The organism is Agromyces sp. Y782, from assembly GCF_059445405.1.
On record NZ_JCAIUG010000001.1, the window covers coordinates 2,619,573 to 2,640,987 of the forward strand.

13 protein-coding genes are annotated in these 21,415 nt (G+C 68.7%); 9 read left to right on the forward strand and 4 right to left on the reverse strand.

Annotation, left to right across the window (positions count from 1 at the left end):
• Positions 1-60: 60 nt before the first annotated feature.
• Positions 61-2,283 (reverse strand): hypothetical protein, encoded by a 2,223-nt coding sequence (locus AC1C2S_RS11900; protein WP_495352734.1) that lies wholly within the window; start codon positions 2,281-2,283, stop codon positions 61-63.
• A gap of 327 nt (positions 2,284-2,610) precedes the next feature.
• Between AC1C2S_RS11900 and AC1C2S_RS11905 the strand changes: the two genes are divergently transcribed.
• Both AC1C2S_RS11905 and AC1C2S_RS11910 read left to right on the forward strand, forming a co-directional pair.
• Positions 2,611-3,363 carry an LGFP repeat-containing protein gene (locus AC1C2S_RS11905; protein ID WP_495352735.1) on the forward strand — a complete coding sequence of 251 codons (753 nt, stop codon included), beginning with the start codon at positions 2,611-2,613 and terminating at the stop codon, positions 3,361-3,363.
• Positions 3,364-3,477: 114 nt separating this feature from the next.
• Entirely contained in the window at positions 3,478-6,069 is a 2,592-nt protein-coding gene (locus AC1C2S_RS11910) for a DEAD/DEAH box helicase (RefSeq protein ID WP_495353245.1), read from the forward strand.
• A gap of 5 nt (positions 6,070-6,074) precedes the next feature.
• On the opposite strand, the gene AC1C2S_RS11915 is transcribed toward AC1C2S_RS11910, so the two are convergent.
• Entirely contained in the window at positions 6,075-6,980 is a 906-nt protein-coding gene (locus AC1C2S_RS11915; protein WP_495352736.1) for an EamA family transporter, read from the reverse strand.
• Positions 6,981-7,209: 229 nt separating this feature from the next.
• On the opposite strand from AC1C2S_RS11915, the gene AC1C2S_RS11920 reads away from it, so the two are divergent.
• From AC1C2S_RS11920 to AC1C2S_RS11950, 7 genes are all read left to right on the forward strand, one after another.
• Positions 7,210-11,778: an ExeM/NucH family extracellular endonuclease gene (locus tag AC1C2S_RS11920; protein WP_495352737.1), complete on the forward strand. Its 4,569-nt coding sequence runs from the start codon at positions 7,210-7,212 to the stop codon at positions 11,776-11,778.
• Between the two features lie 171 nt (positions 11,779-11,949).
• Positions 11,950-13,974, forward strand: coding sequence for a DNA helicase RecQ (gene recQ, locus AC1C2S_RS11925; RefSeq protein WP_495352738.1), 2,025 nt, complete (start codon positions 11,950-11,952; stop codon positions 13,972-13,974).
• Between the two features lie 242 nt (positions 13,975-14,216).
• Positions 14,217-15,164 (forward strand): GlxA family transcriptional regulator, encoded by a 948-nt coding sequence (locus AC1C2S_RS11930; RefSeq protein WP_495352739.1) that lies wholly within the window; start codon positions 14,217-14,219, stop codon positions 15,162-15,164.
• A 184-nt stretch (positions 15,165-15,348) separates the two neighbouring features.
• Positions 15,349-16,365, forward strand: coding sequence for a type I glyceraldehyde-3-phosphate dehydrogenase (gap, locus tag AC1C2S_RS11935; protein WP_495352740.1), 1,017 nt, complete (start codon positions 15,349-15,351; stop codon positions 16,363-16,365).
• 140 nt (positions 16,366-16,505) lie between these two features.
• Positions 16,506-17,180: a PadR family transcriptional regulator gene (locus tag AC1C2S_RS11940; RefSeq protein ID WP_495352741.1), complete on the forward strand. Its 675-nt coding sequence runs from the start codon at positions 16,506-16,508 to the stop codon at positions 17,178-17,180.
• A 150-nt stretch (positions 17,181-17,330) separates the two neighbouring features.
• Positions 17,331-18,362, forward strand: coding sequence for an ATP-binding cassette domain-containing protein (locus AC1C2S_RS11945; protein WP_495352742.1), 1,032 nt, complete (start codon positions 17,331-17,333; stop codon positions 18,360-18,362).
• Complete coding sequence (locus AC1C2S_RS11950) at positions 18,359-19,189, forward strand: ABC transporter permease (RefSeq protein WP_495352743.1); 831 nt, start codon at positions 18,359-18,361, stop codon at positions 19,187-19,189. Before AC1C2S_RS11945 ends, AC1C2S_RS11950 begins: the two co-directional genes overlap by 4 nt.
• Positions 19,190-19,260: 71 nt before the next feature.
• Here the strand turns inward: AC1C2S_RS11950 and AC1C2S_RS11955 are convergent, their stop codons facing one another.
• Together AC1C2S_RS11955 and AC1C2S_RS11960 are read right to left on the reverse strand one after the other, a co-directional pair.
• Positions 19,261-19,710 (reverse strand): MarR family winged helix-turn-helix transcriptional regulator, encoded by a 450-nt coding sequence (locus AC1C2S_RS11955; protein ID WP_495352744.1) that lies wholly within the window; start codon positions 19,708-19,710, stop codon positions 19,261-19,263.
• A gap of 5 nt (positions 19,711-19,715) precedes the next feature.
• Positions 19,716-21,389, reverse strand: a complete 1,674-nt coding sequence (locus AC1C2S_RS11960; protein WP_495352745.1) for a DHA2 family efflux MFS transporter permease subunit — start codon at positions 21,387-21,389, stop codon at positions 19,716-19,718.
• Positions 21,390-21,415 lie beyond the last annotated feature (26 nt).

Below are 21,415 nucleotides of genomic sequence, written 5' to 3' on the forward strand. Positions count from 1 at the left end.
GCCAACTAGAGATCACAGAATGCCGCCGAAGAGCACCGAAGATCACAGCTCCGGCCCCTGCTACTCGGCCCTCGCGGGCGGCGTCGTGGGCGGCGTCGAGTGCGCGCTCCAGTGGTGGAACCAGCGCGCCCAGAGCTGCGCGCGCCAGCCCTGCGGGTCGAGCAGCTCGCGGCGTCGCGCGAGGTCGCGCGTGAACTCCTCGGTGCGCACCGCATCGCGGAGCTTCATCGGCCGAGTGCTCGACAGGATCGTCGGGTCGCCCGCCGCCGTGTCATCGGTGCGAGCGGCGACGACGACCGGAACCGGCGCGTAGAGCGGCTCCACGAAGACGAACACCGCGACGATGATGAGGATCACGGTGTCGACGACCATCCACCCGAGCGACGGCTTGCTCCACGCGAAGATCGCGAACCAGATGCAGACGAACGCGCCCAGGACGTAGAAGAATCGCGGAATCGAGCTGAGCCTCAGCCAGTGGCGCGGCTCGATCGGGCAGCGGTCCCATTCGCGCGAGCGGCGGGTCGCGCCGGCGAGCAACTGATTCAGCCAGATGAGCACGGCGAGGGTGAGCCCCGATGCGACGAGCCAGCTCCACGGGTTGAGTCCGGCCGGATCCGTGAAGAACGAAGCGGAGGCGATCGTGGCGGGCACGGCCTCCGCGACGTCCTGCCCGCCGGGGAACACGCCGATCATGAAGCCGATCGCTCCAGCGACCCAGCTCGCGACCGTCGCGAAGGCTGCGTAGACGCCGGGCAGTCCGGGCAGGATCGCGGCGATCACGACGGAGGCGAGCATGTTGATGCCGAGCGACTTCTTGTCGATCACCGACAGCCGGTTCTCGACATAGGCGACCGAAGCGGGCGCGGCGGGGAACTCGGAGCCCAGCAGGTGCCGCGCTGTCGGCTCGACCACCTGGACGGTGTTCTCGAAGTAGGCGGAGTGATCGAGAAACGGCTGGCTCGTATTGTGCACGGCGTGCTCCTCGGGCCCCATCGCGGTCGCGGCGCCGGGGAAGTACGCGTTGCGCCAGCGCTCGCGACGACCGGGTGCAGTGTCGGCGATCGGGCCGGCCGAGAACGGGTCCCAGATCGCCCAGTGGTTCGCCCACTGCACCTTCTTCTTCTCGTCGCCGACGCCGTCGTTGCGCTCGATCCACTTCGCGACGGGCCGGTACTCGTCGGACCGGCCGAGCCACCTCTCGCGGCCGAGCAGCACGACCGCCGCTCCGACCGTGGTGAGACGCCTGACGTTGTAGTCGCTCGGCTCGAGCTCCTCGAAGAGGGCGAACGTCGCCACGGCCGCGCCCTGCGAGTGTGCGAAGAGGTGCACGTCACCGTCGCCGACGAGCTCTTTGGCGCGTGCCAGGGCGTTGCGCACGACCAGGCGCATGGCGGAGGCGCGCAGCGGCTTCTCCTTCCACGCCGCGACGTCGCCGATCGACTCGATGACGCCGTCGATGGCTCCCTGTGCGAGGTCCTTGAACCACGGGATGATGAGCAGCGGGCTGATGAGCGGCAGGATCGGCGTGAGCACGGCCGCGAGCAGTACGAGGAAGACCCAGGTCACGACGAAGGCGATGGTGCAGACGACGAGCCTGATGAGGTCGATGACGAGGTCGACGACCCGCGGCAGTTCGCGGGGCTCGTCGGGCGACTTCGTCACGTGACGCACGAGCGTGTACCACGGCACGAGCACCATGGTGCCGAGAAACAGGTCGAGCACGCGCCAGATGGTGCGCCACATGAACACGACGGCCCATTGGAAGACCTGCCCGCGGCTCATCGGCACGAACGATTCCGACCAGCGCGCTTCGAGGATCGCGACTTTCAGGAGCACGTCGTCGTCGGGGTCGGATGGCTCGCCACTCGCCTGCGCCCGCGGGCCCGGGTAGCGCACGGTCGCCGTGACGATCGGCACCTCGCCCGAGAGGTCCGACTCGTGGATCTCGACGCCGTGGCGTTCGTCGCCGCCGATCACGCGGTCGCGGGCGAGCCAATCCATGCGGCCGAGCAGCGGCTCGGCCCACTCGAGCAGAATCTGGCTGCGATAGGCGTTGCCCATGCCGTGCACGACCACGAGGGCACGGTCGAAGGTGCCGGCATCGACGGCGCTGGTGTCGGCCGGCGCGGAGTCGCCGCCGCTCGCCCCGCCCGAGCGCTCGCGGTTGCTCGAGCCGCCCCCGCTCCCACCTTCCGCACCGTCGCCGGGAGGGGCCGGAGGAGGCGGTGCGGGCGACTCGTCGGGGGCGGGTGACTCTGGCGTGGGGCTGGGTGCGATCCGCATGGATTCTCCTCGGGCGAGTTGTTCTGAGCGAACGCTAGCGGCTCGACCCGCCCCGTGTCGCCTGTGCTGTCGAGGAGATCGCCGTCAGTGCCGGCCCTGACGGGACGACTCGAAGTTCAGGGCTAACCCTGATCCGCGGCATCCAAGCCCTTCATATCGTGGGAACCGATCACCGCTCCATGGGCCGCAGGGGGAACTGTCACCGCGGAGTGGCGATCGGATAGCCGGTCAGCACCGAGTTTCAACACGAGGTGCAGGCCGGCTTCCCCCGTTTCCGGCGTCGCACGGCGCACACGGCAGAGAAGAGATCGGGCGATGACTGAACGGATGACGCGGCTCGCACGTTACGGCCACGGGCCCGCCCGCGCGGCCCGCACCGAGCTCCGCTCGACGCACCTCGACCGTGCCCTGAGCTGGAGCGACTTCCGCACCGCGGTGCGCTACGGCGCCGCCAACCAGTTGCTGCTCGCGGTGCCGGCGATCAGCATGAAGCGCGCCGAGCACCCGTGGCTCGGCGATGCCACCGCACCGCACACGCGCATCGGTGCCGGCGAGATGTACCGCCGCGAGTACGAGGGCGGGGCCGTCTACTGGTCGGAACGCACCGGCGCGCACGAGGTGCACGGGCTGGTCGCGGAGCACTGGCACGCGGCGGGCGGCGAGAACTCGTTCCTCGGCTTCCCGACGACCGACGAGCAGCACCTCGCCGCGTCGGAGCACGGTGGCCCCGCCGGCGGGTTCGCCCACTTCGAGGGCGGCTCCATCTACTGGACCTCCGCGCACGGACCCGCGATCGTGTACGGCATGGTGCGCGACATCTGGGCGTTGCTCGGCTGGGAGCGTTCGCCGCTCGGGCTTCCTGTGCGCGACGTCGAACTCGATCCCGAGACGGGGCTGCAGCGCGGATGCTTCGAGCACGGCACCGTCGAGTGGTCGTCGTCGACCGTGCCCGCCGTCGTGCTGACCGCGTCCGCGATGCCGGCGCCTGTGGGGCGCGCGACGCCCGAGCCCGCAGGGCGTGAGCCCGCCGAGCGCGACGAGCTCGACCGCCTCGGGCGCGACTTCGCGCCCGTCGTGTGAACCGCGGGCGAGCCCGCTGCGAACGAGGGCGAGCACGGCCCGACCGCGTGACAGACTCGACGGGTGACCCCGACCCTGCTTGAGCTCGCCCCGAGCCCGTACGACGCCGATGCGATGTACGACGCCTTCGTCGAGTGGGCCGAGGGCCGCGGACTCTCGCTGTATCCCGCGCAAGACGAGGCGATCATCGAGATCGTCTCGGGCGCGAACGTGATCCTCTCGACGCCCACGGGTACCGGCAAGTCGCTCGTCGCAGTGGCCGCCCACGCGGCATCCATCGCTCAAGGCGGTCGCAGTTACTACACGGCGCCCATCAAGGCACTCGTCAGCGAGAAGTTCTTCCAGCTCGCCGAGATCTTCGGCGCGGCGAACGTCGGCATGGTCACGGGCGACAGTTCGGTGAACCCGGATGCTCCGATCATCTGCTGCACCGCCGAGATCCTCGCGAACCTCGCCCTGCGTCACGGGCCCGACGCCGACGTCGACCAGGTCGTGATGGACGAGTTCCACTACTACGGCGACCCCGACCGCGGCTGGGCGTGGCAGGTGCCGCTGCTCACCCTGCACCGGGCGCAGTTCATCCTCATGTCGGCGACGCTCGGCGACGTCACCGCGATCGCCGCAGACCTGAAGCGGCGCACGGGGCGTGAGACGGCGCTCGTCACGGGCGTCGATCGCCCGGTGCCGCTGCACTTCTCATATGCGAAGACGCCGGTGCAGGAGACGGTCGAGGAGCTCATCGAGACCCGGCAGGCGCCCGTCTACATCGTGCACTTCTCGCAGGCCGCCGCGATGGAGCGGGCGCAAGCGCTCTCCTCGATCCGTGTCATCACGCGCGAGCAGCGCGATGAGATCGCCGATGCGCTCGGCGGGTTCCGCTTCAACACCGCGTTCGGCAAGACCCTCTCGCGACTCGTGCGGTCGGGCATCGGCGTGCACCATGCGGGCATGCTGCCGCGCTACCGCCGACTCGTCGAGACGCTCGCCCAGCGCGGGCTGCTTCGCGTCATCTGCGGTACCGACACGCTCGGCGTCGGCATCAACGTGCCGATTCGCACGGTGCTCATCACCGCGCTCGTGAAATTCGACGGGCAGCGGATGCGGCAGCTGACCGCCCGCGAATTCCACCAGATCGCGGGGCGGGCCGGCCGGGCCGGCTACGACACCGCGGGAACCGTCGTGGTGCTCGCGCCCGAGCACGAGATCGAGAACGACGCCGCCGTCCGCAAGGCGGGCGACGACCCCAAGAAGATCAAGAAGATCGTGCGCAAGAAGGCGCCGGCCGGCCAGATCACGTGGGGCGAGGCCTCGTTCGACCGGCTCGTCGTCGCCGAGCCCGAGCCGCTCGTGCCGCAACTGAAGCTCACCGCGGCGATGCTGATCAACGTCATCGGGCGCGGGGGAGACGTGATCGGCGACATCCGCTCGCTCGTGTTCGACAACCACGAACCGCGGGCTCGGCAGTTCGAGCTCGCTCGCCGCGCGCTCGAGATCTTCCGCACGCTGCGCGACGCGGGCGTCGTCGAACTGCTGCCCGCGGACTCTGTTGATCGAGGGGCGCCCGACGCCCTTCGACAAGCTCAGGGACCGGGACGCGCCCCTTCCGCTGGTCGAGTAGCGCCCGACGAAGGACGACGCGTATCGAGACCCGGCATGCCGATCGTGCGCCTCACCGTCGACCTGCAACCGAACTTCGCGCTCAACCAGCCGCTGTCGCCGTTCGCGCTCGCCGCGATCGACCTGCTCGACCCCGACCCCGACGCCACCGCTGAGAGCGGCGTCGGCACGGGTCACTACGCGCTCGACGTCGTGAGCGTCATCGAATCGACACTCGACGACCCGCGGCCGATCCTCTCGCAGCAGCAGTTCAAGGCTCGCGGCGAAGCCATCGGCCGCATGAAGCAAGAGGGCATCGAGTACGACGAGCGCATGGAGCTCGTCGAGCAGGTCACGTGGCCGAAGCCGCTCGACGAGCTGCTCGCGCAGTCGTTCGAGGTGTTCGCCTCGAGCCAGCCGTGGGTGCGGGACTTCGAGCTCTCGCCGAAGTCCGTCGTGCGCGACATGTTCGAGCGCAGCATGTCGTTCGGGGAATACATCGGCTTCTATCAGCTCGCGCGCAGTGAGGGGCTCGTGCTGCGCTATCTCTCCGACGCGTTCAGGGCGATTCGCCAGACCGTGCCGACCGAGGCGAAGAACGAAGAGCTGCTCGACATCATCGAGTGGCTCGGCGAGCTCGTGCGCCAGGTCGACTCGAGCCTCGTCGACGAGTGGAACGAGCTCATCGACCCGTCGGCGCACCTGCCCGAAGACGAGACCGCGGTCGTGCCGCCGGCCCCACCCTCGGTGGTGACCAACCGGCGCGCGTTCACCGTGCTCGTGCGCAACGAGCTCTTCCGACGGGTGCAGCTCGCCGCGCTCCAGCGCGATGAAGACCTCGCCGAACTCGATCCCGAGGTCGACTGGTCCGAAGCGCTCGACCGGTACTACGACGAACACGATGCGATCGGTGTCGGGCCCGCGGCCCGCTCACCCCGGCTGGTCACGATCGACGAGACGGATGCCGCAGAGGGAATGTGGCGCGTCGAGCAGACGATCGACGACCCGGCCGGCGATCACGACTGGCGAATCCGGGCTGAGGTCGACCTCGATGCCTCCGCCGAGGAGGGCGCCGCCGTCGTGCGCGTGACCGAGGTCGTGCGCCTCTGACGCGGTCACGCGAGCGCGAGCATGCCCGCGGCTGCGAGAGCGAGCACGAGGCCGCCCCACTGCACCGGGGCGATGCGCTCCTTGAGCACGATCGCCGCGAGCAGGATGGTGCCCGCCGGGTACATCGCCCCGAGCACGGCCGCGACCGATAGGTCGCCCGCCCTGATGCCCGCGAGCAGCAGGCCGTTCGCGATGACGTCGACGACTCCGCAGGCGATCGCGAGTCGGATTCCGGCGGCGATCGACGTCTGCTGCGGCATCCGCTCGCCTGCTGACGAGGTCGGAACCGTCGCGGGAGCGGCGCGCCGCCGCCCCACCGCGACCAAGGCGACTACGCCGACGACGGTGAACATGATGACCGCGGTGACCCCGCGGTTGAGCAGCAGCGGCACGACGCCGCTCTCGTCGGAGGTCTGGTCGATCGTGATGTAGAAGCCGCCGATCGCGATGCCGGAGCCGATGGCCATGAGGATGCCGCGGAGGCTCGGGCGCACCGCACCCTTCTCGGGCACGAAGCCGACGAGCACGACCGCGACGAGCGCGAGGCCGAGCGCCCAGTATCCGAGCGCCGCGAGCCGCTCGCCGGTGACGAGCCCCCACAGCATCGGCACGATGGCCGAGACCACGGCCGTGAGCGGCGAGAGGATCGACATCGGTCCGATCGCGAGACACGCGTACAGCAAGGAGATCGCGACGGCGCCGCTGACCCCTGAGAGCACGCCCCAGAGCACGTCGTGGGCACCCCACGCGCCGCCCAGCAACGGGTAGGCGGCCGCGAGCACCACGAACCCGCTGATCGCGGCCACCGCGGTGGCGAGCATTGCGCTAATGCGCTTCGCGGCGAGGCCGCCGAGAAAGTCCGCCGCACCGAACACGAGCGCCCCGGTGAGCGAGAAGACGGCCGTGAGCATGGTCGTCCCAGCGTAACGACAGGTGCCGACATGCTCATCCGAGCAGCAGAGCGGATGCCGCGTGCTCTTCTGTGCGGCATCCGTGAACACTGCGTGAAATCAGGCCGGTCATTGGTCATCGACCTCTTGGCAGCGTCACCGGCCAGCCATAGGCTACGTGGCAATGGCCCCCGGCGTCTGCGCATGATCGCGGCGGCACCGCGGGGTACCCGACCGTTCAGGGAGAGTCATGCATCGTCGCCGCACCATCCAACGTCTCGCGGCCGTCTCGGCCGTATCTGTCGGGGCCCTCGTCGTCGGCCTCCTCGGCGCACCGCCGGCCGTCGCCGCGGTCGACGGTTCCGGCGTCGTCATCAATGAGGTGTACGCGCGGGGCGGCAGTGCCAACCAGCCGTTCACGAACAAGTTCGTGGAGCTGTACAACCCCACCGATTCCGCCGTGTCGCTCGCCGGCTGGTCGCTGCAGTACCGCTCGGCGACGAGCACCGGTGTCGCAAGCGGCGTCGGCGCGCTTACCGGCGAGATCGCGCCGAACGGCTACTACCTGATCGGCCTCAACAGCAACGGCACGAACGGTGCAGCGCTCCCCGAGACCGACGCCTCGTTCACCGTCGCCCCGAGCGGCACCACCGGTTCGCTCTACCTCGCGAACGTCGCCGCTGCGATCAACCCGGGCACCGGGTCGATCGTGAACAACGCGCAGGTGGTCGACTACGTCGGCTACGGCACCTCGCTGAACTTCGAGGGAGCACCGGCCGCCTACCAGGGCTCGAACTCGACGCCCGGCAGCATCGTGCGCACCGACTTCGCCGACACCGATGACAACTCGGGCGACTTCACGTTCTCAGAGACCGTGACGCCGCAGGGCTCCGGTGGCGACACCGAGCCTCCAGTTGCGACCGAGGCGACGATCGGTGAGGTGCAGGGCGCCGGCGACGTGAGTCCGCTCGACGGCGAGGCGGTCATCGTCGAGGGCGTCATCACCGCAGACCACCGTTCCAGCGGCAGCTACGACGGCGTGACCATCCAGACGGTCGTCGCCGACGAGGCGCCCAACGCCTCCGATGGCGTCTTCGTCTTCGGCATGCCCGCCGTCGGCGAGGTCGGAGACCTCGTTCGCGTGACGGGCACCGTCAGCGAGTACTTCGGACTCACCGAGATCACGACGAGCGCGACGGGCGTCGAGATCGTCACGCCCGGTGTCGGGGTCCCGGCCGCGACGCCGCTGCCCGACACGACCGTCGGAACGGCTCGCGAGTCGCTCGAGAGCATGCTCGTCGCGCCGACCGGGTCGTACCTCGTCTCGAGCACCCACGAGGCCGCGAGCTTCGGTTCGCTCTGGCTCGCCGCCGGTGACACGCTTCCCGTCAAGAGCACCGAACAGGTCGACGCCGGCCCCGCCGCCACCGAGATCGCCGCCGCGAACCGCGGCAGGCTGCTCGTGCTCGACGACGGCTGGAACACTCGCGCCGATGCGGCCGAACACCTGAACGACCAGCCGTACCTCACCGAGGACACGATCGTCCGCAACGGCGACCGGGCGATCCTGCCCGCGACGCCGTACGTGCTCAGCTACGGGTTCAACGCCTGGCGCCTGCAGCCGACGACGCCGATCGACAGCACGAGCGACGCCTCGGTCAAGCCCACGTTCGAGACCCTGAACGAGCGCCCGACCGAAGCCCCCGCGGTCGGCGGCGACGTGCAGATCGGCGTCTTCAACGTGCTCAACTACTTCACCACGTTGACGAGTGAGAACCCGGCAGCGCGCGGCGCAGCCACCGCCGAGGCGTTCGCGCTCCAAGAGGAGAAGATCGTCGAGGCGATCGGTGCGATGGACGCCGAGATCGTCGCCCTGCAAGAGATCGAGAACTCGCTGAAACTCGACGGTGTCGCCGACGAGGCCATCGCAACGCTCGTCGCCGCGCTCAACGAGGCCGAAGGCTCCGAGGTCTGGGACTTCGTGCCCACCCCGGTGGTCCTCACGCCGGCGACGACCGACGTCATCCAGAGCGCAATCATCTACCGATCCGACGTCGTGACGCCCAAGGGTGAAGCTCAGACGATCGTCGACGAGTCGGTCTGGGGCAATGCCCGAGAGCCGATCGGTCAGGCGTTCGAGCTCGCCGACGGTACCGACCTCGCCGTGATCGCCAACCACTTCAAGTCCAAGAGCGGCAGCGGCGCGGAGCCGGCCGACGGCCAGGGGCACTTCAACGCCGATCGCGTCGCGCAGGCGACGTCGCTGCTCACGCTCGCCGGCCAACTCGCCGAGCAAGCGGGTGAGGTCTTCCTCCTCGGCGACTTCAACTCGTACGCGCAGGAGGACCCGATCCAGGTGCTGACCGGGGCCGGCTACACCGACCTGCTTCCGGCGCTCGCTGCGGGGGAGTACACCTACACCTTCGACGGCGAGCTCGGTTCGCTCGACCACGCGCTCGGCAACGCCGAGGGTCTCGAGGCGGTCACGGGCATCGGCCGCTGGGCGATCAATGCACCCGAGTGGGGTGAGCGCGAGTATGCGGATGCCGCGGCCGACGACGGTTCGGTCTACCGGTCGAGCGACCACGACCCGACCCTCATCGGCATCGACACGGCCGAGCTCGAAGACGTCGTCGACATCGACGTGGTGACGATCAACGACTTCCACGGTCGCATCGAACAGATCGCACCCTCTGCAGGTGCAGCTGTGCTCGCCGGGGCCGTCGAGCAGGTGCGGGCTGAGAACCCGAACACGGTGTTCGCGGCCGCGGGCGACCTCATCGGCGCCTCGACGTTCACGTCCTTCATCCAGAAGGACAACCCGACCATCGACGCGCTCAACGCCGCGGGTCTCGATGTGAGCGCCGCGGGCAACCACGAGTTCGACGGTGGCTGGGCCGACCTGCGCGACCGAGTCGTGCCTCGCGCCGACTGGGAGTACATCAGCTCGAACGTGTTCCTCGGCGACTCGGACGACACCGCGCTCGCGCCCTATTACACCGAGACGTTCGAGGGCGTCACGGTCGGCTTCATCGGAGCGGTCACCGAAGAGCTGCCGGCGCTCGTGAGCCCGGGCGGCATCGCCGAGCTGCAGGTGCGCAGCGTGGTCGACTCGGTCAACGCGGTCGCAGCGGACCTCACCGACGGCGACACCGCCAACGGCGAGGCCGACGTGCTGATCCTGCTCGTGCACGAGGGCGCGACGACGACCGACATCGCGAGCCTCAGCGACGGTTCCGCGTTCGCCGGGATCGTCGCGGGCGTCGATCCGGATGTCTCGGCCATCGTCTCGGCGCACACGCACCTGCCGTACAACCACATCGTCGACGGCCGTCCGGTCGTCTCGGCGGGCCAGTACGGCGAGCAGTTCGGGCTCATGAAGATCCAGGTGAACCCCATCACGAAAGAGCTGCTCTCGATCACCAATGAGCTGAAGCCGCTCTTGAACGGCGTTACTCCGCTCTACCCGGCGGTGCCTGCCGTCGAGCAGATCGTCGCCGACGCGAAGGCCGTCTCCGACGTGCTCGGCAAAGAGAAGGTCGGCGACATCACGGCCGACTTCAACCGGGCCCGACACCCGCGTCTCGACGTGAACGGCAACCCGGTGCTCGACGCGAACGGCAATGTCATCCTCGACGAGAACCGGGGCGGCGAATCGACGCTCGGCAACTTCGTCGCCGATGTGCAGTTGTGGGCCGTGCAGCAAGACGCCGCGGCCGACATCGCGTTCATGAACCCGGGTGGATTGCGCACCGACTTGAAGTTCGCTTCGAGCAACGCGGACGACCCCGACGGCAACGTCACGTTCCAAGAGGCCGCGAGCGTGCAGCCCTTCGCGAACACGCTCGTGACGCTCGACCTCACGGGTGCGCAGGTCAAGCAGGTGCTCGAGGAGCAGTGGCAGCCCGGCGGCTCGTCGCGGCCGTTCCTGAAGCTCGGTGTGAACAAGGAGGTCGAGGTCGTCTACGACCCGACGGCCGCGGTCGGCTCGCGCGTCACGCACGTGCTCCTGAACGGCGCCGAGATCGACCCTGCGGCCACCTACCGCGTCGTCGTGAACTCGTTCCTCTCGACGGGCGGCGACAACTTCCTCACCCTGCGTGATGGCACGAACCGCGCCGACACCGGAAAGGTCGACCTGCAGTCCATGGTCGACTGGTTCGCGGCGAACGGCTCGGCGACGCCCGATGTCGCGCAGCGCTCGGTGGGGCTCGTGTTGCCGGCGCCGGCCAACGGCTCGGCCTACGTGCCCGGCGAGACCCTTTCGCTCGCACTCAGCTCGCTCGACTTCTCGACGAACGAGGTCGCGGCCGGCGAGGTCTCGGTCTCGATCGGCGACACGGTGCTGGGTACGGCTCCCGTCGACCGCACGCTCGTGAACACGACCGACGAGGTCGGTCGCGCGACCGTTGCGATCACCATCCCCGAGGGCATCGAGGGTGCGCAGCTGTTGACCATCTCGGTGGCTTCGACCGGCACGAACATCGACGTGCCGATCACGATCGAGGCGCCGGTGGTCGACGAGGTCGGAACGTTCGTGCTCGGTGTGCCGAACAAGCTCATCGCCAGGGCCGGATCCGCTGTGCAGTACAAGGGTCAGGTCTTCGCTTTCGATGGTTCCAAGCCGGTCGGCACCCTGACGATCAGCGATGGCTCGAAGGTGATCGCCACCGTCGAGATCACCGCGAACGACAAGGGCCGGTTCACCGTGAAGCTGCCGACCCTGTCGCGAGGGCTGCACGTGCTCCGCTCGAGCTTCGACGGTGCGTCTCCGTACGCCGACTCGACGGCGTTCGGAGTGCCGATCCTCATCTGGTAGGCGAGCAGGCTCGACCGATGAGCGGGGCGGTGGTCGCATGACCGCTGCCCCGCTCGCGGTTGCGCATCGCGAGTGACGGACTCGTCCTCCACGGGCGCCGCGGTCGCCGAATGCGCCCGGCGGCTCGGCTCCGGTGGCTGCGCCGTCAGCGGCGCTCGTTACACTCGACGGATGAGCTCGAACGCGGAACCCGACTGGGCCGACGAGGTCCCGTGGGATCCCGATGAACTCGCTCCACCCCCCGACGACGAGTGGGCACCGCCGCATTCGCCGTTCCCCGACGCCCCGTTCTCCGACGCGCCGTTCCCCGAGCCCGTCGAAGGGAACCGGGCCGGCGGGTTCGCCTCGACAGGCTCAGCGAGCGCGGCTCCGGCTCGGTTCGAGACAGCGGCCGAGGCGCTCCACACCGTCTTCGGGTACGACAGCTTCCGCGGCGAGCAGGCCGAGATCATCGAGCAGCTCGCGCGTGGCGGTGACGCCGTCGTGCTCATGCCGACCGGCGGCGGCAAGAGCCTCTGCTACCAGATCCCGTCGCTCCTTCGCGAGGGTACGGGCATCGTCGTCTCGCCGCTCATCGCGCTCATGCACGATCAGGTCGACGCGCTCAAGCGCAACGGCGTGCGCGCGGCGTACCTCAACTCGAGCCAGCAGTCGCACGAGCGCGCCGAGGTCGAGCGCGCCTACCTCGCCGGCGAGCTCGACCTGCTCTACGTAGCACCCGAGCGGCTCGGCAGCGAACAGACGAAGCGGTTCCTCGCGAAGGGCACCGTCGCCCTTTTCGCGATCGACGAGGCGCACTGCGTCGCGCAGTGGGGGCACGACTTCCGGCCCGACTATCTCGCGCTCTCCGAGCTCGCCGAACGCTGGCCCGACGTGCCCCGCATCGCCCTCACCGCCACGGCGACCGATGCGACGCATCGCGAGATCACCGAGCGGCTCAGCCTCGGCGGCGCGAAGCACTTCGTCTCGAGCTTCGACCGGCCGAACATCCAGTACCGCATCGACTCGAAGCTCGAGGTGCGAAAGCAACTGCTCGACTTCATCCGCACCGAGGGGCGTGATGCCGAAGGCAACGCCGTCGCGGGCATCGTCTATGCGCTCTCGCGGGCGAGCACCGAGAAGCTCGCCGCATTCCTCTCCGAGCACGGCGTCAACGCGCTGCCGTACCACGCGGGTCTCGACGCCGGGGTTCGTCGCCGAACGCAAGAGCGCTTCCTGCGCGAAGACGGCGTCGTGGTGGTCGCGACGATCGCGTTCGGCATGGGCATCGACAAGCCCGACGTGCGCTTCGTCGCGCACGTCGACCTGCCGAAGTCGGTCGAGGGTTACTACCAAGAGACGGGTCGCGCCGGCCGCGACGGCGGCCCCGCCACCGCGTGGCTCGCCTATGGACTACAAGACGTCGTGCAGCAGCGCCGCATGATCGACGAGAGCCCGGGCGATCTTGCGCATCGGCGCCGGCTCGCGCAACACCTCGACGCCATGCTCGCCCTCTGCGAGACCGTGCAGTGCCGTCGCCAGAACCTGCTCGGCTACTTCGGGCAGCCGAGCGAACCGTGCGGCAATTGCGACACCTGCCTCGAGCCGCCCGCGTCGTGGGATGGCACCGTTCCCGCCCAGAAGCTCATGTCGACCATCGTGCGCCTGCAGCGCGAGCGCCGACAGAAGTTCGGCGCCGGCCATCTCATCGACATCCTGCGCGGCAAAGAGACTCCGCGAGTGCGCCAGTACGGCCACGATGCCCTCTCCACCTGGAGCATCGGCCAAGATCTGAGCGACCAGCAGTGGCGCGGAGTCACGCGGCAACTGCTCGCCCAGGGCCTCCTCGCCACGCACGGCGAGTACGGCACCCTCGACGTGACCGATGCCGCGACCGAGGTGCTCTCGGGCACGCGCGCCGTGAAGCTGCGCACCGAGCCCGAGCGTGCGACGCGCTCGCGTGGGCCCAAGGCGGCACCGGCGGCCGCCGACCTCGAACCGGCGCAGGCCGAGCTCTTCGAGGCGCTCCGAGCGTGGCGCTCAGGGGAGGCGCGTGAGCAGGGCGTGCCCGCCTACATCGTCTTCGGCGATGCGACGCTCCGAGCAGTCGCGGTGGCCAAGCCCACGAGCCTCGACGGCCTCGACGGCATCACCGGCATCGGCGCCAAGAAGCGCGAGGCCTACGGCGAGGCGTTGCTGGCCGTGGTCGCGAGGTGACCGGCTGAAGCCGGCATCGCTGGTCGAGTAGCGCCCGACGCCAAAGGACGCGTATCGAGACCCCATGTGTCGGGTCTCGGTACGCTCGCTTCTCGACCGACGGGGTGCGAGACCCCGCACCAGATCTCGCAACGCTCGGTGGCAGGAATCTTTCGATGCGTGGCATTCGCGCCAGTTGCCCGAGCGAGCGGTGTCGCGCAAGCTGGACGGGTGGCACGGTCGAGACGGGCGAGGAGCAGCTGATGCAGCACCACAGGGTCGCGGTCCTCGTACTCGAGGGCGCCGTGCCGATCGACGTCGGCATCCCGGCGCAGGTCTTCCACCCCCGAGACTGGCTGCCCTACGAGTTGCGCATGTGCGGGGTCACCGCGGGGCGGGTGAGTTCGCGCGACGGCCTCGCGTTCCACGTCGAGCACGGGCTCGAGGCGCTCGACGACGCCGACACGATCATCGTTCCCGGCTACCGGCCGCGTGGTGGCAATGTCGACTCTCGAGTGCTCGATGCACTGCGGGCCGCGCATCAGCGCGGCGCCCGCGTGGTCTCGATCTGCACGGGCGCATTCGCGCTCGCCGAGGCAGGCCTGCTCGACGGCAGACGCGCGACCACGCACTGGGCAAGTGCCGAGGAGCTCGCCCGCCGCTACCCGCGGGTGCAGGTCGACGGCACCGTGCTGTTCATCGACGAGGGGCAGATCCTGACGTCAGCGGGCGTCGCGGCCGGCATCGACGTGTGCCTGCACCTCATCCGGCGCGACCACGGGGTGCGGCTCTCGAACGACGTCGCACGGCGGCTCGTCGCGGCGCCGTACCGAAGCGGCGGACAGTCCCAGTTCGTACCCCGCTCCGTGCCGGAGTCGCTCGGCGAGGTGTTCTCCGCGACGCGGCACTGGGCGCTCACGCGACTCGCCGAGCCGCTGACGGTCGCCGACCTCGCCCGTCACGCTCGCGTCTCGAGCCGCACCTTCGCACGCCGGTTCGTCGAAGACACCGGCTACACCCCCCTGCAATGGGTGCTTCGCGCCCGGGTCGACCTCGCCCGCGAACTGCTCGAGGGCACCGACCTCGGGGTCGACCAGGTCTCGGCGCGCGTCGGCCTCGGCACCGGTGCGAACTTGCGCCTGCACTTCCGGCGCATCCTCGGCACCTCGCCGAGCGACTACCGCAAGACGTTCGCCGACTCGGCGGCGTAGGGGCGGCGCAGCGGCCGACGCGGCAACCGCCGGGGGTCGCCGGCGCTGCGGCATCCGCTTCGTTCATCGGCGGGCGGATGCCTCGGGCTGGCCCGATCCTTTCGGAACCTGTCTTCCGCGCACCTGACGGCGGCGCGAGCGTCTCGCCAGTGTGGTGGGACACACTAATTGAGGGAGTTCCACCATGACCACCCGTGTCGCCATCAACGGCTTCGGCCGCATCGGGCGCAACGTCTTCCGCGCCGCGCTCGAACGCCAGACCGACTTCGAGATCGTCGCGGTCAACGACCTCGCCGCACCTGCGACGCTCGCGCAGCTGCTCAAGTACGACAGCACGCTCGGCCGCCTCGGCCGCCCGGTCGAGGTGGTCGACGACGGCCTCATCGTCGACGGCGCGAAGCTCACGGTGCTCGCCGAGCGCGAGCCTGAGCGGCTGCCGTGGGCCGAGCTCGGCGTCGACCTCGTGCTCGAGTCGACGGGTCGCTTCACCGCTGCCGGTGACGCGCGTCGACACCTCGACGCCGGTGCCGCGAAGGTGCTCGTGAGTGCGCCGGCGAAGGGGGCCGACGTGACGATCGCGTTCGGCGTGAATCATGAGTCGTACGATCCGGCTGTGCACGACATCGTCTCGAACGCATCGTGCACGACGAACGCGCTCGCGCCCCTCGCCCAGGTGCTCGACGAGACGGCGTTGATCGAGGCGGGCTTCATGACGACGGTGCACGCCTACACGCAGGAGCAGAACCTTCACGACGCCCCGCACCGCGACCTGCGCCGTGCGAGGGCGGCGGCGATCAACATCGCGCCGACCACGACGGGCGCGGCCTCGGCGATCGGGCTCGTGCTGCCGCGCCTCGACGGACGTCTCGTGGGTGACTCGGTGCGCGTGCCGGTGCCCGTCGGATCACTCGTCGAACTCGCCGTGACCGTCGGGCGGGAGGTCACGTTCGAACAGCTCGACGAGGCCTACCGGAGCGCGGCGACGGGCCGGCTCGCGGGCGTGCTCGAGTACTCGTCGGATCCGCTCGTCTCCACCGATATCGTCGGCAACCCCGCGTCATCCGTCTACGACGCCGAACTCACCCGGGTGCACGGGCGTCACGTGAAGGTCGTCGCCTGGTACGACAACGAGTGGGGGTTCGCGAACCGGGTCGTCGACACGCTCGGCCTGATGGCGGGTCGAGCAACGCCGATCGAGTAGCGCCCGACGCAGCAGGACGCGTATCGAGACCCTCGCCGGGGTCTCGATACGCTCGCTGCGCTCGCTACTCGACCAGCGGTGGTGGCTCTTGACCAAGCTCAACTCACGATATACTCTGAATGAAGTATTTGGAGGTGAGTATGTCGCGTCGACCCGTGAGCAACCCGCTCGCACTCGCGGTGCTGTCGAGCCTGTGGGAGCGCCCGATGTACCCCTACGAGATCACGACCACGCTGCGTGAGCGCGGCAAAGAAGACAGTATCCGCCTGAACTTCGGCTCGCTCTACGCGATCATCAAGTCGCTCGAGAAGCACGGCCTCATCGAAGAGGCTCGGGTCGAGCGCGAGGGCAATCGCCCCGAACGCATCGTCTACGCGATCACCGACGCCGGCCGGGCCGAGGCCCACGACTGGATGCGCGAGCTCATCGCCGTACCCGTCAAGGAGTACCCGGCGTTCGAAACCGGGCTCTCGCTCATCGCGCTACTCGCCCCCGAAGAGGCGAGCACCCTGCTGCGCGAGCGACTCGAGCGACTCGATGCCGAGATCGCGCAGCGGGCGTCCATCGCCGAGCAGTCGGCTGGGCTCGCGATTCCCGAACTCTTCCTCGTCGAGTTCCACTATCGCGTCGCGATGATCCGCGCCGAGCGCGACTTCGTCGCCGCGATGCTCGACCGACTCGAGGCCGGCGAGCTCGGCGGCCTCGACGCGTGGAAGGCCATGCACGAGCTGATGGCCGCCGGCGCGACCGCCGAGGAGATCGAGTCGCAGCTCGCCCGATACATCGCGGAAGGAGCGGCCGAACCAGAGCACTGATCAGTACACAGATCGATGGCCCGGATGCGGCAACACCCGAGCCATCTCGCAACCGAGTCGTTCAACGTGAGTCGAATCCACCCCAGTGCGTGCCGCCATTCTATCGGCCGCATCTCACGACCGAACGGCTCCCCACCGAAGGAGAGCCTCATGGCTGCATCACCCGACGGGATGGCCCTCGCGGCCGTCGATCTCGTCAAGACCTATTCGCAGGGGCGCGGCCAGCCGCAGCTCCGAGCCCTCGACGGGCTCACATTCCAGGCCGAGGCGGGCACCGTCTTCGGCTTGCTCGGTCCGAACGGCGCCGGCAAGTCGACCACGGTCAAGATCCTCTCGACCCTCGCTCGCGCCGATTCCGGCACGGCATTCGTCGCCGGCATCGATGTGCGCCGCCACCCCGAGCGGGTGCGCAGCGCGATCGGCTTCGTCGCGCAGAAGCAGGTGTCCGACCCCATGGACACGGGAATCGAGAATCTTGTGCTGGCCGGGCAGATTCACGGCATGTCGACCCGCGCCGCACGCACCCGCGCCGAAGAGCTGCTCGAGCGTTTCGCGCTCACGAGTGCGTCGCGCCGGCAGGTGAAGACGTATTCGGGCGGCATGGCGCGCAAGCTCGACGTCGCCATCGGGCTCATGCACCGCCCGCAGGTGCTCTTCCTCGACGAGCCCACGACAGGTCTCGACCCCGAGGCGCGCACCGAGATGTGGGCCGAGATCGAGCGGATGTCCCGTGAGGAGCGCATGACCGTGCTGCTGACGACCCATTACCTCGAAGAGGCCGATCGGCTCGCAAGCCGGCTCGCGATCGTCGACGCCGGACGCGTCGTCACCGAGGGCACGCCCGAGCAGTTGAAGAGCGAACTGCGCGGCGATGCCGTGGTGATCGAATTCCACGAGGCATCCGTCGTCGCCCGGGTGCTCGAGGCGATCGGCAGTCTCGGCGCGCTGCGCGAGGTCGCCGTCGAGGGTCGCACCGTGCGCGCCCGAGCCGATGACGGTGGCGCGGTGCTGCCGATCGTGCTCGGGGCGCTCGACGCCGAGGGCATCGCCGTCGCTTCCGCGACCGTCTCGCGGCCGAGCCTCGACGACGTGTATCTCGCCCACACCGGGCACTCGTTCGCTTCGGCGCACGAGGGTTCCGCTGTCGGTGTCCGCACCGAGCTCGAGGAGGTCGCATCATGAGCACGATCACCCGCCCCGCCCGCGTCACCGCGCCGCCGACGTACGCACGCCCGAACTTCTTGCGGCACACCGCGTATCTCACCCTTCGGCAGTTGCGCGCGGCGGTGCGCATTCCGGCGTTCATCGTCATGAACATCGTGCAGCCGCTGATCTGGCTGCTGCTGTTCGGTCAGCTCTTCACGAGCGTCGTCGAGATTCCGGGGTTCGAGGGCGGCGACAGCTACCTCGAGTTCCTGACGCCCGGCATCGTGATGATGATGGCGTTGTTCGGCAGCGCGTGGGCGGGTACGAGTTACATCCAGGACATGGAACGCGGCGTCATGGACCGCTTCCTCACCTCGCCGACGAGCCGCGGCGCGATGATGGTCTCGACGCTCGCATACCAGGCACTGCTCACGCTCGTGCAGTCGCTCATCGTGCTGGGTGTCGCCTGGCTCGGCGGTGCGCGATTCGCGGGTGGGCTCGGCGGCATCCTGATCCTGCTGCTCGCGGCAATGCTGCTCACGGCCTCGTTCTCGGCGCTGTCGAACGCGGCGGCACTGCTCGCACGCAACCAGAACGTGCTGATCGGCATCTCGCAACTCATCACGATCCCGCTCATGTTCTTGAGCTCGGCGCTCATGGACACGAGCCTGTCGGCCGACTGGGTTGCGGAGGTCGCGCGCTTCAATCCCTTCGAGTGGGCGGTCGTGGCGGGCCGCGAGGCGCTCGGCGCGAGCCCCGACTGGGCGAGCGTGTGGAGCAACCTCGGGCTGCTCGCGGCGTTCACGGCCGTGCTCGCGTGGGTGGCGACGCGCGCCTTCCGCGCATATCAGCGCAGCGCCTGAGCGAACTCAACCCCTCGAGCGTGCGTCTCAGGACACCACGTTCGAGGGGTTGCAGGAGCGTTCGGTGTTCGTCACGGCTCGCAGAGGATGCTGAGGATCTTCGCGAACGCGCGGACCTCCGCCTGTGAATGGCTGCGGAGCACGTCGCGTAAACGATCCTGTTGCTGAGTTCTGGCGGCCCGCACCCGCTCGACTGCCGCGGGTGCGGCCGACAGCACGCGGGCCCGGCCATCCTTGTCGTCGGCGCGGCTCACGACGAGACCGACGTCTTCGAGCATGCGCACCTGGCGGCTCACGACGCTCTTGTCGGTCTCGAGCACTTCTGCCAGCACGTATGCGTTCGCCTCGCCGAGCCGCACGAGCGTGCCGAGGATCCTGTAGCCGACGGGCTGAAGGTCGGGATGGATACTGGCCGCAGCTTCCTTCCAGACTGCCCGGAGACGGCTGATGATGACACCGAGCTGTTCCTCGACCTCGTCGATCGTCTGCTCGAGATCGCTGTCGGGCGTGGTGCTCGCCACGTTCGTCACCTGATCTGTCCTTCCGTCTCGCGCTGGTCTGCATTCGTGTTCACCACGGCGATCGCGCCGGTGAGGGGCGCGCCGATCTCGGCCTCGGCGAGGTCGATCGCGGTCTCTTCGGCTCGTTCCGCCAGCGTTTCACTCGCGGTCTTGGTCGAGAGCGTCTTGTTGGGCAGGAAGATGACCGCGATGAGGCCCAGGACGACGAAGGGGATGGCGACGATGAACGCATCCGCGATGCCAGTGCCGTATGCCGATTCCACGAGGACCCGGACGGCGTCCGGCAATGCGCTGACATTGGGCAGGCTGCCCGTCCCGAGTTCCTTCAGCGCATCGATCTCGGCGGGGGAACTCGGCACGAAGGTCTCCAGCGAGCTGGTGAGGTGGGAGGTCACCTGGCTGGCCAGAATGGATCCCATGACCGTCACTCCGATGGCACCGGCCACTGAGCGGAAGAAGTTGACATTGGAGCTGGCAGCACCGAGCTGTTCGGCGGGGGTGTCGTTCTGCACGACGAGTGTCAGGTTCTGCATGACCATGCCCATGCCTGCACCGAGGATCACCATGAAGACGGATACCCACAGGAAATCGGTGTCGTAACGGAGGGTCGACATCAGGGTCGCACCGATGACCATCAACACCGAACCGGTGACCATCCAACGCTTCCACTTGCCGAATCGGCTGATCAACTGACCGATGAGAATCGAGGCGACCATCTGGCCGACGATCATGGGGATGGTCATCAGGCCCGACTGGGTGGGGTTTGCTCCGCGAGCCAGCTGGAAATACTGGGCGAGGAACACGCTCGTGGAGAACATGGCCACACCGACGCCGAGGCTTGCGACTACCGCGAGGGTGAAGGTGCGGTTCTTGAAGAGCGACATCGGCACGATCGGCTCGACGACTGCGAACTCGGTGAAGATGAAGGCGAGCAGTGCGAGAACGGCACCGCCGATCATGAGGTAACTCTGCAGAGAGTTCCACTCGAACTGGCTGCCGCCCATCGAGACCCAGACGAGGAGCAGCGAGACGCCGACGGCGAGCAGCGCAGCTCCGATGTAGTCGATGCGCACCTTACGGGTGTTGCGGGGCAGGCGCAGCGTCTTCTGGAGGATGATGATCGCGGCGATCGCGAACGGCACACTGACGAAGAAGTTCGCACGCCATCCGAGGGTGTCGGTGATGACACCGCCGAGCAACGGTCCGCCGATGGTCGCGATGGCCATGATGCCACCGACGAGCCCCATGTACTTGCCGCGCTCTCGCGGGCTGATGATCAGCGCGATCACCACGAACACGAGCGACATGAGGCCGCCGGTGCCGATGCCTTGTACGACGCGAAGCGCGATGAGGGTGGTCGTGTCCTGCGCGAAGCCGGCGGCGACGGTGCTCAGGGTGAAGAGGCCGAGTGAGAGCTGCAGCAGCAGCTTGCGATCGAGCAGGTCGCTGAGCTTGCCCCAGATCGGCGTCGAGACAGCCGTCGCGAGCAGGCTTGCAGTGATCACCCACGTATACCCCGCCTGGTCGCCACCGAGGTCGGCGATGATGCGGGGCAGGGAAGTCGACACGACGGTGCCGGAGAGCACTGCGACGAACATGCCCATGACGAGCCCGGAGAGGGCGATGAGGATGGAGCGCTGCGAGCGCTTCCCATGCAACTCGGGTACTGCGGTAGTCAAGATCGAGACCTTCAGACGTTAGTTGA

Bases quoted from the DNA above. Each gene is read 5' to 3' on its own strand.
- AC1C2S_RS11950 (WP_495352743.1), top strand. From the start codon at position 18,359: ATGAGCACGATCACCCGCCCCGCCCGCGTCACCGCGCCGCCGACGTAC.
- AC1C2S_RS11930 (WP_495352739.1), top strand. From the start codon at position 14,217: ATGCAGCACCACAGGGTCGCGGTCCTCGTACTCGAGGGCGCCGTGCCG.
- AC1C2S_RS11910 (WP_495353245.1), top strand. From the start codon at position 3,478: ATGTACGACGCCTTCGTCGAGTGGGCCGAGGGCCGCGGACTCTCGCTG.
- AC1C2S_RS11945 (WP_495352742.1), top strand. From the start codon at position 17,331: ATGGCTGCATCACCCGACGGGATGGCCCTCGCGGCCGTCGATCTCGTC.
- AC1C2S_RS11940 (WP_495352741.1), top strand. From the start codon at position 16,506: ATGTCGCGTCGACCCGTGAGCAACCCGCTCGCACTCGCGGTGCTGTCG.
- AC1C2S_RS11900 (WP_495352734.1), bottom strand. From the start codon at position 2,283: ATGCGGATCGCACCCAGCCCCACGCCAGAGTCACCCGCCCCCGACGAG.
- gap (WP_495352740.1), top strand. From the start codon at position 15,349: ATGACCACCCGTGTCGCCATCAACGGCTTCGGCCGCATCGGGCGCAAC.
- AC1C2S_RS11915 (WP_495352736.1), bottom strand. From the start codon at position 6,980: ATGCTCACGGCCGTCTTCTCGCTCACCGGGGCGCTCGTGTTCGGTGCG.
- recQ (WP_495352738.1), top strand. From the start codon at position 11,950: ATGAGCTCGAACGCGGAACCCGACTGGGCCGACGAGGTCCCGTGGGAT.
- AC1C2S_RS11905 (WP_495352735.1), top strand. From the start codon at position 2,611: ATGACGCGGCTCGCACGTTACGGCCACGGGCCCGCCCGCGCGGCCCGC.
- AC1C2S_RS11920 (WP_495352737.1), top strand. From the start codon at position 7,210: ATGCATCGTCGCCGCACCATCCAACGTCTCGCGGCCGTCTCGGCCGTA.